The sequence below is a fragment of the Archangium primigenium genome (genome assembly GCF_016904885.1).
Taxonomy (GTDB): domain Bacteria; phylum Myxococcota; class Myxococcia; order Myxococcales; family Myxococcaceae; genus Cystobacter; species Cystobacter primigenius.
This window is the reverse complement of the sequence record NZ_JADWYI010000001.1, coordinates 5805866-5820066: the sequence shown is the minus strand read 5'-3', so window position 1 is coordinate 5820066 and position 14201 is coordinate 5805866. Positions and strand designations below refer to the sequence as shown.

12 protein-coding genes are annotated in these 14201 nt (G+C 69.6%); 5 read left to right on the top strand and 7 right to left on the bottom strand.

The genetic code is table 11. The annotated features are described in order from the left end of the window. Positions 1-96 precede the first annotated feature (96 nt). On the top strand, positions 97-1140 hold the full coding sequence (locus I3V78_RS23825) for an acyltransferase domain-containing protein (RefSeq protein ID WP_204490741.1): 1044 nt from the start codon (positions 97-99) through the stop codon (positions 1138-1140). On the opposite strand, the gene I3V78_RS23820 is transcribed toward I3V78_RS23825, so the two are convergent. The 6 genes from I3V78_RS23820 to I3V78_RS23795 all read right to left on the bottom strand — a co-directional run bounded on the left by I3V78_RS23820 (position 1130) and on the right by I3V78_RS23795 (position 9525). Continuing rightward, the gene (locus tag I3V78_RS23820; RefSeq protein ID WP_239576554.1) at positions 1130-1633 is read right to left on the bottom strand and encodes a DoxX family protein; all 504 of its coding nucleotides are present in this window, start codon (positions 1631-1633) and stop codon (positions 1130-1132) included. The two genes, I3V78_RS23825 and I3V78_RS23820, sit on opposite strands and share 11 nt — an antisense overlap. Positions 1634-1731: 98 nt before the next feature. Further along, positions 1732-3933 (bottom strand): 1,4-alpha-glucan branching protein GlgB, encoded by a 2202-nt coding sequence (gene glgB, locus I3V78_RS23815; protein WP_204490740.1) that lies wholly within the window; start codon positions 3931-3933, stop codon positions 1732-1734. Then, a complete protein-coding gene (locus I3V78_RS23810) occupies positions 3930-5267 on the bottom strand; it encodes a phosphotransferase (protein WP_204490739.1) in 1338 nt (445 codons plus the stop codon). Before I3V78_RS23810 ends, glgB begins: the two co-directional genes overlap by 4 nt. Beyond that, positions 5264-6925, bottom strand: a complete 1662-nt coding sequence (gene treS, locus I3V78_RS23805) for a maltose alpha-D-glucosyltransferase (RefSeq protein ID WP_204490738.1) — start codon at positions 6923-6925, stop codon at positions 5264-5266. Before treS ends, I3V78_RS23810 begins: the two co-directional genes overlap by 4 nt. An 18-nt stretch (positions 6926-6943) precedes the next feature. Then, on the bottom strand, positions 6944-8956 hold the full coding sequence (locus I3V78_RS23800) for an alpha-1,4-glucan--maltose-1-phosphate maltosyltransferase (RefSeq protein ID WP_204490737.1): 2013 nt from the start codon (positions 8954-8956) through the stop codon (positions 6944-6946). Between the two features lie 362 nt (positions 8957-9318). After that, a complete protein-coding gene (locus I3V78_RS23795) occupies positions 9319-9525 on the bottom strand; it encodes a hypothetical protein (protein ID WP_204490736.1) in 207 nt (68 codons plus the stop codon). A 214-nt stretch (positions 9526-9739) separates the two neighbouring features. On the opposite strand from I3V78_RS23795, the gene I3V78_RS23790 reads away from it, so the two are divergent. The 4 genes from I3V78_RS23790 (at position 9740) to I3V78_RS23775 (ending at position 13382) form a co-directional block, all read left to right on the top strand. Beyond that, positions 9740-10015, top strand: a complete 276-nt coding sequence (locus tag I3V78_RS23790; RefSeq protein ID WP_002620895.1) for a hypothetical protein — start codon at positions 9740-9742, stop codon at positions 10013-10015. A 66-nt stretch (positions 10016-10081) separates the two neighbouring features. Next, positions 10082-10819: a PHP-associated domain-containing protein gene (locus tag I3V78_RS23785; protein ID WP_204490735.1), complete on the top strand. Its 738-nt coding sequence runs from the start codon at positions 10082-10084 to the stop codon at positions 10817-10819. A gap of 24 nt (positions 10820-10843) precedes the next feature. Then, positions 10844-11938 (top strand): hypothetical protein, encoded by a 1095-nt coding sequence (locus tag I3V78_RS23780; RefSeq protein WP_204490734.1) that lies wholly within the window; start codon positions 10844-10846, stop codon positions 11936-11938. Positions 11939-12053: 115 nt separating this feature from the next. Next, complete coding sequence (locus I3V78_RS23775; protein ID WP_239576553.1) at positions 12054-13382, top strand: PQQ-dependent sugar dehydrogenase; 1329 nt, start codon at positions 12054-12056, stop codon at positions 13380-13382. Between the two features lie 63 nt (positions 13383-13445). Here I3V78_RS23775 and I3V78_RS23770 read toward each other — a convergent pair whose 3' ends face one another. After that, on the bottom strand, positions 13446-14189 hold the full coding sequence (locus I3V78_RS23770) for a hypothetical protein (RefSeq protein WP_204490733.1): 744 nt from the start codon (positions 14187-14189) through the stop codon (positions 13446-13448). Between the last annotated feature and the right edge of the window lie 12 nt (positions 14190-14201).

Genomic DNA, 14201 nt, shown 5'->3' with positions numbered 1-14201 from the left:
AAGTGGAGGGTAATAATCCAGCACTGCTGAATTGATTGGGGGCGGTTGCTTCGCGGCTTCACGGTCCGTGGAACGGCCCCCACCTGGGAGCGGGGCATGTGGAGAACGTCCGGGAAGTCGCCGAGGGTGGGGGAGCGGGCGAGCGCGTTCCGCCGACTCCGGCCGGTGTTCGTGTTCTCCGGCCAGGGCTCGCAGTGGGCGGGCATGGGCCGGGCCCTCCTGGAGCGCTCGACGGTGTTCGAGATGGTGCTCCGGGCGTGTGACGTCCAGGTGCGGCGGCGGCTGGGCTGGTCCCTGCTGGACGTGGTGACGGCGCGCGAGGCGCCGCTCGGGGACATCGAGGTGAGCTGCCCGGCGATCGTGTCCATGGAGATCGCCCTGGCGGCGCTGTGGCGCTCGTGGGGCGTGGAGCCGGCGGCGGTGGTGGGGCACAGCATCGGCGAGGTGGCGGCGGCGCACGTGGCGGGGGTGCTGTCGCTGGAGGACGCGCTGCACGTCATCTGCGAGCAGGGCCGGGCCATGGGGCGGCTGCGGGGACGGGGCGCCATGGCGGTGGTGAGCCAGCCCTGGGAGCGCATGGGCGAGGTGACGGCCCTGAGCGAGGGCAAGCTGTGGCCCGTCATCCACGCGAGCCCCGAGTGGACGGTGCTCGCCGGGGAGCCGGCGGCCCTGGACGGCGCGCTGGAGGTGCTGCGCGAGCGCGGGGTGGTGGCGCGCCGGGTGGACTCCGAGGTGGCGGCGCACTGCCCCCAGGTCAACCCCCTGCGCGAGGACTTGCGCGCGCGGCTCGCCGGGGTGCGCCCGCGGCCGGAGCGGGTGCCGCTGGTGTCCACGGTGACGGGGCGGGACCTGGCCGGCCCGCGCCTGGACGCGGACTACTGGGTGCGCAACCTCTCCGAGCCGGTGCTCCTGCGCGAGGGCCTGGACACGCTCATCACCGAGGGCCACGACACCTTCCTGGAGATCAGCCCCCACCCGCTGGTCAAGCACTGGGTGGAGTCGTGCCTGGACGCGGCGGAGCGCCCGGGCCGGGTGCTGGTGTCGATGCGGCGGGGCCGGGAGCCCGGCCAGGAGCTGCTCGAGACGCTGCGGCTCTTGTCGCGCCCGAGCCTGGACGCCGTGCCCGCGCTCAGGCCGTGAGCAGGGACAAGAGGGCGCGGCGGCGGCTCGTGGCGCGGCGCCAGGGCGGCGTCCAGCGCGCGCGCGAGGGCACGACGGCCTGTTGCACGGACAGGCCCCCGGGGCCACCGAGCAGCAGGCCCAGCGCCGTGGCGATGAGCGCCAGGTTGTACTCGTAGCCGCCCTGACGGCTGTCGAAGCCGTTGGGGCCATGCACCTTGGCGATCGCCACCGCCTGCGTCACCAGCACCGCGAGCGCGGCCACCCGGGTGCCGATGCCCAGCAAGGACAGCACGCCCACGCCCACCTCGGTCCAGCCGGTGGCGAGTGCCCAGGGACGGGCCGGGGTGATGCCCAGCTTGTCGAAGACGTGGGTGGTCTCCTCCAGGCCCTTGGGCCGCAGCTTCCCGATGCCGTGGTAGAGCATCACCGAGCTCAAGGTGGCCCGGAGGGGCAGGGCCGAGTGGTGGGCCAACTGCCCTTGCATCGCCGTCAGGGTCGCCGCCGTCGCCATGTGGGGTCCTCCACTGCTGGTGTGGTCCCCCAACCGTTCGCATCCCCCGCCGCCGGGACAACCACGAGCGGGCGGGGGAGCGAGCGCGGGCCTGGGACCTACCCCGGCGTGAACCAGAGCACGGACAGGGGCGGCAGGGTCAGCAGCGCCGAGGCGTCCTGGCCGTCCCACCCCTGGGGCTCGGTCTGGACGTAGCCGTGATTGCCCAGGCCCGAGCCGGCGTAGCCCTCCGCGTCCGTGTTGAGCAGCTCCACGTAGCCGCCGTGCCGGGGGAAGCCCACGCGGTAGCCCTCGCGGGCCACGGGCGACAGGTTGGCCACGCACACCACGTGGCCGCCCGGCTGGTGCGAGCGGCGCACGAAGGCCAGCACGTTGTTGTCCGCCGCGTCCGGCTGCAGCCACTGGAAGCCCATGGGCTCGTGGTCCGCGTCGTACAGGGCGGGGTGGGCGCGGTAGAGCCGGTTGAGGTCCCCCACCAGCGCCTGGATGCCGGCGTGTCCCTTGTCCTGGAGCAGGTGCCAGTCGAGGCTCTTGTCGTTGTTCCACTCGGCCGGCTGGCCGAACTCCCCGCCCATGAAGAGCAGCTTCTTGCCCGGGTGGGCCCACATCCACGCGAGCAGCGCGCGGAGATTGGCGCGCTTCTGCCACGCATCCCCCGGCATCTTGTTGATGAGCGAGCCCTTGCCGTGCACCACCTCGTCGTGGCTCAGCGGCAGCATGAAGTGCTCGCTGAAGGCGTAGAGCAGGCCGAACGTGAGCTGGCTGTGGTGGTGCTGGCGGTAGATGGGATCCTTGCTGAAGTACTTCAGCGTGTCGTGCATCCAGCCCATGTTCCACTTGAAGTGGAAGCCGAGGCCGCCCTCCTGGGTGGGCTGGCTCACCTTGGGCCACGCGGTGGACTCCTCGGCGATCATCACCGCGCCGGGGTACTTGGCGCGCACCTTGTCGTTGAGCTCGCGCATGAACGCGATGGCTTCCTCGTTCTCGCGGCCACCCCAGCGGTTGGGCACCCACTCGCCGTGCTTGCGGCTGTAGTCGAGGTAGAGCATGGAGGCCACCGCGTCCACGCGCAGGCCGTCCAGGTGGTACTCCTCGAACCAGAAGAGGGCGTTGGCGATGAGGAAGTTGCGCACCTCGTTGCGGCCGAAGTTGAAGACGTAGGTGCCCCAGTCCGGCTGCGAGCCCTGGCGCGGATCCGCGTGCTCGTAGAGCGCCGTGCCGTCGAACTGGCCCAGGGCGTGCGCGTCGCGCGGGAAGTGGCCGGGCACCCAGTCGAGGATGATGCCGATGCCCTGCGCGTGCAGGTGGTTGACGAGGTAGCGGAAGTCGTCCGGGTGGCCGAAGCGCGCGGTGGGCGCGTAGTAGTTGCCCACCTGGTAGCCCCAGGAGCCGCCGAAGGGGTGCTCGGACACGGGCATCAGCTCCACGTGGGTGAAGCCCGTCTGCTTCACGTAGTCGGCGAGCGCGTGCGCCATCTCGCGGTAGGTGAGCGAGCGGTCCCCGTCCTCCACCACGCGCCGCCACGAGGCCAGGTGCACCTCGTAGACGCTCCACGGCTTGCGGTGCACGTCCTGGGTGGAGCGCTCGCGCATCCAGCCCTCGTCCGACCACTGGAAGTGGTTGAGGTCGTGCACCACGGAGGCCGTGGCGGGGGGCACCTCCGTGCGGAAGGCGAAGGGGTCGGACTTGAGCAGCCGCTGGCCGCCCTGGCCCGCGCGGATCTCGAACTTGTAGCGCGTGCCCTCGCCCACCTCGGGGATGAACAGCTCCCAGATGCCCGAGGCGCCCATGCGCCGCATGGTGTGCAGCCGCCCGTCCCAGCTGTTGAAGTCACCCACCACGCTCACGCTCTGGGCGGTGGGGGCCCACACGGAGAAGGCCACGCCGCTGATGCCGTTGTGGTGCACGGGCCGCGCGCCCATGCGCTTCCACAGCGCCTCGTGGCGGCCCTCGCCCGCGTAGTACAGGTCCATGTCGCCCAGCGTGGGCAGGAAGCTGTAGGGGTCGCGCAGGGTGAACGTCTTCTTGCCGGGGTACTCCACCTCCACCTGGTAGTTGAAGGTGTCCTGGCGGCCGTTGATGCGCGCCTCGAAGACGCCGTTCTGGCGCTGCGTCATGGGGATGCGGCCGCCGAACTCGGGCAGCACGTGGATGGAGACCGCGTCGGGGCGGTAGGTGCGCACCACCACGCCGTCCCCGTCCGGGTGGATGCCCAGCACGCGGTGGGGCTCGCCGTGCCGCAGCTCCACGATCTGCTGCAGCTCGGCGTCGATCTGCTGACGATCCGTCGGCTTCTTCACTTGCGGACCTCCATTCTCATGAGGGCCTGGACGGGGATACGCACCCAGTCCGGCCGGTTCTGTAGCTCGTAGCGCACTTCGTAGAGCATCTTCTCCAGCTCGAAGGCGCCCAGCATCGCGCTGAAGGTCGCCTCGTCCTGGGGCAGGAAGGGCGCGCCCTGGGTGGCGGCGCGGTAGCCCTCGAGGAACGCCTGACGCGCGGGCTGCAGCCGCTCGCCCTCGGCCTGCCCCTCCAGCCGCACCGTGGCCTCCGCGTAGTCGAAGGAGCGCAGCATGCCCGCCACGTCCCGGAGCGCCGAGTACTTCTCCCGACGCTGGGCGAAGGTGCGGCCCGGCTCGCCCTCGAAGTCGAAGATGAGCCAGTCCCCCTCCGAGCGCAGCACCTGGCCCAGGTGCAGGTCGCCGTGGATGCGGATCTTCTGGCCCGAGGGCGGCACGTGCGCGAGCTGCCGCACGTGGCCGAGCAGATCCTCGCGCCGGTCCTCCAGCGCGGGCGTGTGGCGCGCCGCCTGGCTGAGCGTCACACCCATCTCCCCCATGATGGAGGCGCTCCAGCGCTGCAGATCCTCGGCGAGCAGGGGCTCGGGGGTGAACGCCGGATCATCCGTGCTGGAGGCGAGCGCGTGGTGCAGCTCCCCCAGCCGCTGGCCCAGCCGGCGCACGTCCCCGACGAAGGCCGCGTCGAGCGCCGGGCCCCGGCGGAAGGACTCCAGCGTGTAGCGCCAGCCGTCCACCACGTCCGGAATGAAGCGATTCACCACGGCGAGCGTGGCGCCCGCGGGCCCCTCGGACTGGAGCGCGCCGAGCAGGGTGGGGGTGGCGCGAAAGGACGTCCGGGTCGCCAGGAAACGGCCCACCTCGTACTCGGGGTTGATGCCGGGCTCCAGCTTGCGGATGACCTTGAGGATGAGCTTCTCGGCCACCACGATGGACGTGTTGCTCTGCTCCACCTGGAGCCGGCGCACCGGCACCGGCGAGGGCAGGGCGACCAGCCCCTCGGCCGTGTCGAGCCACTCGCCCACGAGCTTGCCCGAGGCGCTCGGCACCTCGCGCTTCTCGCGGATGAGCTGGAACAGGGCGCGCAGGACCTCGGGGTCCTCGAAGGCGTCCTTGACGCCGTCGTCCGAGGGCAGCACGGGCAGGAGGTAGCGCTCGGGCGAGCCCAGCTCGTAGATGACCTCCAGCACGGCCAGGGTGAAGGTGCGTCCGCCGGGCAGCTCCACGGTGGCGTTGTCCAGGGTGGACACGGACTTGATGGGCCAGGCCTTGCCCGCGAACCACCGCTGGCTGCGCAGGAAGTCCGGGAGCTTCGTCAGATCGATCGGTGCCGTCATGGCATTCCCCTCCCGGGAGCGAGTTTCTCGAGGCGGAACCACAGGAACATGTAGGGCCCCAGCGTGAGCTGGTAGGGCAGGTGGGAGATCATCGGGAAGGGCGTCTCGCCCATCAGCTCGATGGGCACCTGGCCCTCCCAATCCCGCATGTCCAGCACCGCGGGCTGGGCGAAGCGCGACAGGTTGCAGACGATGAGGATGGACTGGCCCTCGTGCTCGCGCATGAAGGCGAGCACCTTGCGGTTGTCCGGGTTGAGCCAGCGCAGCTTGCCCATGGCGAAGGCGGGGTAGCGCTGGCGCACGCGGATGAGGCGCTTGACCCAGCTGAGCAGCGACGAGCGCGTGCGCTCCTGGGCCTCCACGTTGATGCTCTGGTAGCCGTAGACGGGGTCGCCGATGACGGGCGCGTACAGCCGCGCGTTGTCCGCGCGCGAGAAGCCCGCGTTGCGATCGCTCGTCCACTGCATGGGCGTGCGCACGCCGTTGCGATCGCCCAGGTAGATGTTGTCCCCCATGCCGATCTCGTCCCCGTAGTACATGACGGGGGTGCCGGGCAGGGTGAACAGGAGGCTGTGCATCAGCTCGATGCGCCGCCGCCCGTTGTCCATGAGCGGCGCGAGCCGCCGCCGGATGCCCAGGTTGATGCGCATGCGCGGATCCGTGGCGTACTCCCGGTACATGTAGTCCCGGTCCTCGTCCGTCACCATCTCGAGCGTGAGCTCGTCGTGGTTGCGCAGGAAGATGGCCCACTGGCAGCTCTCCGGGATGTCCGGCGTCTGCTGGAGGATCTCCACGATGGGCGTCCTATCCTCGCGGCGCACCGCCATGAACAGGCGGGGCATCACGGGGAAGTGGAAGCCCATGTTGAACTCGTCGCCGTCACCGAAATAGACGCGCACGTCCGCGGGCCACTGGTTGGCCTCGGCGAGCAGCATCTTGTCCGGGTACTCGGCGTCGATCGTCTTGCGCAGCTTCTTGAGGAAGACGTGCGTCTCCGCGAGGTTCTCGCAGTTGGTCCCCTCGCGCTCGAACAGGTAGGGCACGGCGTCGCAGCGAAAGCCGTCCACGCCCATGTTCAGCCAGAAGCGCATGACGTCCAGCATGGCCTCCTGGACCTCGGGGTTGTCGTAGTTGAGGTCCGGCTGGTGGCTGAAGAAGCGGTGCCAGAAGTACTGCTTGGCCACCGGATCCCACGTCCAGTTGGAGCGCTCGGTGTCCGTGAAGATGATGCGCGCTTCCTTGTACTTGTCGTCCGTGTCGCTCCAGACGTAGTAGTCGCGCTTGGGGCTCTTGGGATCCCGCCGCGCTTCCTGGAACCAGGCGTGCTGGTCACTCGTGTGGTTGACGACGAGCTCGCTCAGGATGCGGATGTCGCGCTTGTGGGCCTCGTCCACCAGGCGCTGGAAGTCCGCGAGCGTGCCGTAGTCCGGGTGCACCGCGTAGAAGTCCGCGATGTCGTAGCCGTCATCCCTCAAGGGCGAGGGGTAGTGCGGCAGGATCCACAAACAGGTGACACCCAGGTCCTGCAGGTAGGGCAGCTTCTCGATGAGACCTGGGATGTCTCCGTGCCCGTCCCCGTTGGAGTCGTGGAACGCGCGGATGTGGAGTTCGTAGATGACTGCCTTCTTGTACCAGAGCGGATCCGTCTGGGTGGTCATAGCGTGGGAGAACCTGGCCTATTCGTAGTAGTCGAATGCTTGCTCGGAGCGACGGAAACGGTAGATGGCCCAGATGGCCGCGGGCTGATCCGGCGTGAGCCGCACCTGCGCGGTGGGACCCTGCCAGAGGCCGCGCGTGTCGGAGATGAGCTCGTGCACCTGGTACGTCTCATCCGGCTGGATGCCCAGCTCCTCCAGGGGCACGTACAGCACCGAGTCCTGCGCGTTGTACGGGTCGAAGCTCACCGCCACGAGCACCTGGCTCAGGCCGTCCGGCGTGCGCTTGGAGTAGAACATCACCTGCTCGTTCTCCGAGGGGTGGAAGCGCAGGTTGTCGTAGAGCTGGAAGGCGCGGTGGCGCTGGCGGATGCCATTGAGCGTCGCGATGTAGTCGCGGATGTGGCCCGGCTGGTCCGGGTTCCACGCCTTGAGCTCGTACTTCTCCGAGTCGCGGTACTCCTCCTTGCCGGGCGCCAGGGGCGTGCCGTCGCAGAACTCGTAGCCGCAGTACATGCCCCACACGCTGGAGAGCGTGGCGGCCATGGCGGCGCGCAGCTTGAAGCCCGGCGGGCCGCTCCTCTGGAGGAACTCCGGGAGGATGTCCGGCGTGTTGGGCCAGAGGTTGACGCGCATGAAGTCGGACACCGGCGGCTGGGTGACCTCCTCCAGGTACTCCTGCATCTCGCCCTTGAAGTTGCGCCAGGTGAAGTAGCTGTAGGACTGGGAGAAGCCGAGCTTCGCCAGCGCCTTCATCACCTTGGGCCGGGTGAAGGCCTCGGACAGGAAGACGACGTCGGGCCGCTCGGTCTGCACCTCGCGGATCATCCACGCCCAGAACTGCATGGGCTTGGTATGCGGGTTGTCCACGCGGAAGATGCGCACGCCCAGCTCCACCCAGTGCATCACCACCGACTTGAGCTCCGGCCAGAGCGTGTCGCGGCCCGGGCCCAGCCAGTCGAAGTTGACGATGTCCTCGTAGCGCTTGGGCGGGTTCTCCGCCGTCTTGATGGTGCCGTCGGGGCGGTGGAGGAACCACTCGGGGTGTTCCTTCACGTAGGGGTGGTCCGGCGAGCACTGGTACGCCAGGTCCATGGCGATCTCGATGCCCTGGGCGTTGGCCTCCTTCACGAAGCGCGCGAAGTCCTCCAGCGTGCCGAGCTGGGGGTGGATGGCCTTGTGGCCGCCCTCGGGGCCGCCGATGGCCCAGGGGCTGCCCACGTCGTCCGGACCCGGGGTGAGGCTGTTGTTCTTGCCCTTGCGCGCCTTGATGCCAATGGGGTGCACGGGCGGCAGGTAGATGACGTCGAAGCCCATGGACTGCACGTAGGGCAGCCACTTCTCCGCGTCCTTGAGCGTCGCGTGCGTGCGGCCGTCGCGCAGCGCCGAGCGCGGGAAGAACTCGTACCACGAGCCAAAGCGCGCCTTCTCGCGGTCCACGAAGACCTCGAGCACGCGCTCATAGCGCGCGGCCACCGAGCGGTCCGCGTACCGCGACGCCACGCGCTTGAGCTCCGGCTCCATCGCCGCGGCGATGGCGTTGGGGCTCATGCCCTGGTCGAAGAGGGTGGCCGCCTTGAGCATGCGCTCGGCGTCCTCCGGGTGGCCGTCCTGGCGCGCGCGCTCCGCGTGGGCCCGGAGCATGGCGGCGCCTTCCAAGAGCTCGCTGCGCACGTCGCGCCCCACGTCCACCTTGCGCTTGATCTCCGTCACCCAGGTGGCGAAGAAGTCCGGCCAGGCTTCCACCGTGTATTCGTAACGGCCATTGCTCGTCAGGGGGAAGCTGCCTTCCCACAGGTCGTTGCCCCGGGGCGAGGACATGGGCACCTCGGCCCACTCCGTCGCCAGGCCGCGCGGCGCGGACTGCCGCCAGCGCACCACGGCCACCAGGACATCGTGACCTTCCTTGAAGATGTCCGCCTGGACGGTGAAGGTCTCTCCCTCCACCCGCTTCACGGGCCAGCGGCCCGCATCCAACTGCGGCCGGACATTCTCGATGACCGTGCTTCCGATTCGCTCGATTCGCTCGCTCATAGATTGAAGGCGGCCCCTTATAGGTCTCCGCGCCGGAATGCCGACGCTGACTTTCACCAGGCGTTGAAGATGGACGCTCCAAGCGTTCCGCCTGTTCAAGGGTGAACGGTAGGGATGGGCGGGCGAGGTGCACACCCGCGCCACGCACTTCGCGTCGCCCCACGCCCCGGCGCGTGGGCGGCCGAGCGTGCGAGGGTCACGAGGTGGCTCGTCAGCCGCTGGAGCGGGGGAGGGGATTGCGGGAGGGGCGCCCGGGCCACACGCGGGAGGAGGAACTCACTCTCCACGGGCCTCGAGGCAACGGCTCCCCCCTCTATCTTCCCCCTCTATCTAAAGAAGGGAGGAGAGGGGGGCCGGTGATCCTACGGCTGGGCGGCGACGGCCTGGGACTTGTGCCGGTAGAAGAGCACCAGCGTGTAGCAGTGGAACTCGTTGTCACTCGACTGGCAGACCACGCGGTCGACGATCTCCAGATCCGCGTTGCTCTTGAGCCAGCGGGTCACGTTCTCGCCCAACTCCTCGCGCTCCTTGGCCTTCGTCGCGGAGAACACCTTCACGCCCGTGAACATCGCCTTCCACTCCTTGAGGGTGATTTGTAACTCAGTGTGCGGAAGGTTACCGCGCGCTGTTCCTGGGTGTCAAAAAACCTGACCCGGAAGCAGGCAGGCGTGATCCCGGGGGTTCCCGCCCGGGAGGGCATGGCTAGATTCCAGGAGTCATTGGATGTGACGCCCGAGGGAGGGGCCTTCGGGCGGGTTGGGGATGGGCGAAGGGGGCACAATCATGGACGTGAAGACCAAGAAGGATCTGGCGGTCGACTTCATCAACGAGATTCGCACGATGGATCCCGCCGCGCTCAACGCGCTGATCGTGAAGGAAGCTGGGGAGGATCTCGCCCAGTTCTTCCTCAACTACAGCGCGAACCTCATCTCCAAGGACCCTTCGCGCGTCCTGGAGAACACCTCGTCGCTGATGCTGATGGGCTACCTCATCCGCACCCACGAGGAGCGCAACACCCAGGTGAAGCAGTCGGGCATCCAGGGCTACGCGTTCGCCTGATTCGCGGGTCCGGGGCAGCGCCGAGGCTCGACAGCTCCCACGGGAGCCTGTTAGGGAGCGGCGCTCATGCTCATCGATCTGCACGCGCACTCGTATCTGTCCAAGGACTGCGATCTGGACCCTCGCGCGGTCCTGGATCGCGCCGCCATGTTCGGCCTGGACGGAGTCGCCTTCACGGAGACCAACACCCAGGACGGCTGCGACGAGCTGTTCGAGATTGGCGCCAAGGCCAAGGTGAAGGTCTTCGTCGGGCTGGAGCTCGTCACCGACCGGGGCCAGTACCTGTGCTTCTTCCCGAATCCGGAACGCGCGCCCGAGCCGGTGCAGCTCTGGGGCAGCAACCGGGAGAAGCCCTGGAGCGCCGCCGAGTGTCTGCCCAAGGTGCGCTCGCTGGGCGCGGCCATCGTCGCCGCCCGGCCGTACGACCGCGACTCCCACCACCCGGCCATGGACTACGTGCGCACGCTCGGCGGTCTGGTGTGCGCGGTGGAGGGCTACAACGCCCGGGTGAAGCAGACGGCGAACGACCTGGCCGTGGAGGCCGCCGAGACGCTCAAGGTCCCCTGCACGGGCGGCAGTGACGCGCGCGCCACCGTGGACGAGGTGGGCTATGGCGCCACCTTCTTCAAGAAGCCGGTCAAGACGCAGGAGGAGCTCGTGGCGGCGCTGCTCGCCGGGGACTTCCATGCCGTCATGGCGGGCGAGCTGCCCCGGCTCACCCGTCCGGGCGAGGCGCAGGCGGCGCGGGCCGCGGCCTCCAAGCGGCGGGGCGGCGGGGGTGGTGGAGGTCGGCGGCGCCGGTAGACTCCAGGTCCAGGAGGGTTGCCCATGGACTTCGTCACGAGTGAGCTCCGGCAGTTGCGCGCCTTCGCGAAGCGTCGGCTCGCGGGCCCCCGGGGTCCCGGGCTGGTGGACTTCCTGGAGGGCGCCCGTTGGGAGGACACGGCGTGGGATCGGCCGCTCGTCCCCGAGCCGCTGAGCCTGGGCTTCCATACCCCGTGGTGGGCGCTCTACGACGAGGAGCAGCGGCTCGCGCTCAACCACTGGATCTACATGCTGATGTACTACCGCATCAGCGACGGCGAGCGCTTCGTCGTGGCCGCCAACCGGGCCGTGGCGGACTTCCTCGACGGCGTGGACGCGGACGTGGCGGGGCTGCTCCGGCTGGAGGCGGACGAGGAGGAGGACCACATCGCGGCGTTCGAGCGGGTGCGGGCCGTGCTCACGCGGCGCCACGGGGTCGAGGGCCTGCGCATGCCCGTCAAGCCGCTGCGGCCCTACCTCGTGTCCCGGCGCACGCTGCGCTTCCTGTGCGAGCGCTTCGGCGCGGACTTCGTGGCGTCCTACTACCTGGGGCGCGGCATCGTGAACCACCTGGGCAAGGCCTTCGAGACCCAGGTGGAGACGGTGGACGCGGGGGCCTCGGCGCTCGCGCGCCTGTCCCACCTGCACACGGTGGACGAGAACCGGCACATGGCGGTGTCGCGGATGATGGCCGCGTGCACCCATGGCCTCGTCGAGCGGCGCAAGCACACCAGCGCCCTGTACGAGGCCCTGCACCACGGCCTGCAGCACGTCATGGTGCGCTACACCCTGTCCGACACCCTCACCAAGCGGCAGGAGCGCGCCATGTCCCTGCACGTGCTGCCGCGGATGCGGGCCTTCCAGAACGTGCCGCGCGAGCGGCTCGAGGCCACCATCGACGCGCACTTCACCGGCCTCAACGGCCTGGAGCGCGTGCGCAATACCTTCATGCCGCGCTTCAACCAGCGCATTCTCGAGCGGGCGTGCCTCGCACCGGAGGACAAGCGCGACTGGTTCGAGCTCATCACCTCGCTCCAGGGCAACCTGCGCTACTTCCCCGCGCACTACGTGCCGGGCCTGAGCACCACGGAACGTCTCCTCCCGGACCCGGAGGCCTGAGCCCTCGCGCGCCCGGCGGCTCGGGCAGCCAGAAGTCAACACCCCCCGCGTTCGTCGCCTCTGCTCCGGGGAGGACGTTGTTAAGGCAGGGCCCTCTCCCATCCCAGAGGCTGCCATGACGACGATGTTGAAGAAGGCCCTGCTCGGTGTCTCCGCCGCGTCCCTGATGGCGGCTTGCGCGCACGATCCGGCCACGCCGAACCCGACGCCGGGTGGGACGCCGCCGGCCACGCCGCCCCCGGCGCTGCCCGCGCCCGACACGAGCCACGACGTGCAGAACTACAGCGAGGTCATCGGCTGGCCTGATGGCCAGACGCCCGTGGCTCCCGAGGGCTTCGTGGTGACGAAGTACGCGGATGGCTTCCAGAACCCCCGCTGGCTCTACGTGCTGCCCAACGGCGACGTGCTCGTGGCCGAGTCGAACACCGAGCCCAAGAGCAAGGAGGACCTCCAGAAGGCCCAGGCGTCCGGCAAGGCCGCCTCCCAGCGCATCGGCGCGAGCGCCAACCGGATCACCCTCCTGCGCGACGCCAACGGCGACGGCACGCCCGAGGTGCGCGAGACCTTCCTGAAGGATCTCCACCAGCCCCTGGGCATGCTGCTGCTCCAGGATCGCTTCTACGTCGCCAACACCGACGGCGTCTGGCGCTACCCCTACGACGCCACGCAGCTGTCCGTGCGCGCCGCGGGCGAGAAGATCCTCACCCTGCCGGCCGGGGGGTACAACAACCACTGGACGCGCAACCTGCTGGCCAACGCCGACGGCTCGAAGATCTACGTCTCGGTGGGCTCGGGCAGCAACGTGGCCGAGCACGGCCTGGACAACGAGATCCGCCGGGCGGACATCCTGGAGATCAACCCGGACGGCTCGGGCGAGCGCATCTACGCGAGCGGCCTGCGCAACCCCGTGGGCATGGACTGGGCCCCGGGCACCTCCACGCTGTGGACCGTGGTCAACGAGCGCGACAAGCTGGGCGATGACCTGGTGCCCGACTACCTCACGGGCGTGAAGGAAGGGGGCTTCTACGGCTGGCCCTTCGCCTACTTCGGCCCGAACGAGGATCCCCGGCTCGCCGGCCAGCGGCCCGACCTGGTGCAGAAGACCCTGGTGCCGGACGTGGCGCTGGGCTCGCACACCGCGTCCCTGGGGCTCGCCTTCTACAAGGGCCAGGCCTTCCCGGAGAAGTACCGCGGCGGCGCCTTCATCGGGCAGCACGGCTCGTGGAACCGCTCGGAGATCGTCGGCTACAAGGTCGTCTTCGTGCCCTTCAAGGACGGCCGTCCCAGCGGCGCACCCGAGGACTTCCTCACCGGCTTCATCGCCGACCGCGCCGCCGCCAAGGTGTATGGCCGCCCGGTGGGCGTGCTCGCGCTGCCCGACGGCTCGCTGCTGGTGGCGGACGACTCGAGCAACACGATCTGGCGCGTGGCCGTGAAGCCCTGAGGCACCCCGAGACACCGCCCCGCCTCCGTCTGAGAAGGGCGGGGCGGCGTCCCGTGAGGGGGCCTACTTCGCGGGGGCCTCGGTGGCGCCCGCGCCCTCATCGATGCGCGTCACCACGCCGTCGGTGAGGAACACCCGGCGCTTGCCGCCCGGGTACACCCACTCCTGATTCACCCGAGGGCCGTCCAGCGTGCGGCGGATGGTCTCCGGCGCGCCCCAGGACAGCTCCAGCGCGGCCTCGGGCATGCCCTCCAGGACACGCTTCTGCTGGAGGGCTTCCCGGAAGCGCGCCGCGAACTTGCCCAGCCGGGGTGCCGGGTCCTGCACCAGCAGGTGCCGGTCCAGCTCCGCGCGCACGTCCTCCCGCGTGTCCAGCCGGGGCGGCAGCACGAGGATGATGGGCGAGCCGGCCGGCGCGCCCTCCACCTGGAGGTACACCCAGGGCTGGGTGCGCGGGGAGTACAGCACCCGCTCGGCGATGGCCCAGGAGGTGGGGAACTCCACCTTGAGCACCCGCACCTGGGTGCCCGCGGGCACCAGCGTCTGGATGGGCCCGGGGTTGAGGGGCTGGCCCTTGGTGTCGTTGAGCAACCGCACCTCCTCGGGCGGGTAGGGCGTGAGCAGCCGCTTGGAGCCATCCCCGAAGAAGGGGGTGACGTAGCTGGAGACCTTCAGGTAGCGCACCGCCGCCGGGCCCGTGGTCAGATCCCGATCCAACGACGAGCGGTCCTCCGCGCTGAGCTTCGTCTGGCTCGCGCAGCCGGCGGCCAGCAGCAGGGTGAGGGACAGGACGAGGAGTCGTTTCACGCGGGGCACCCC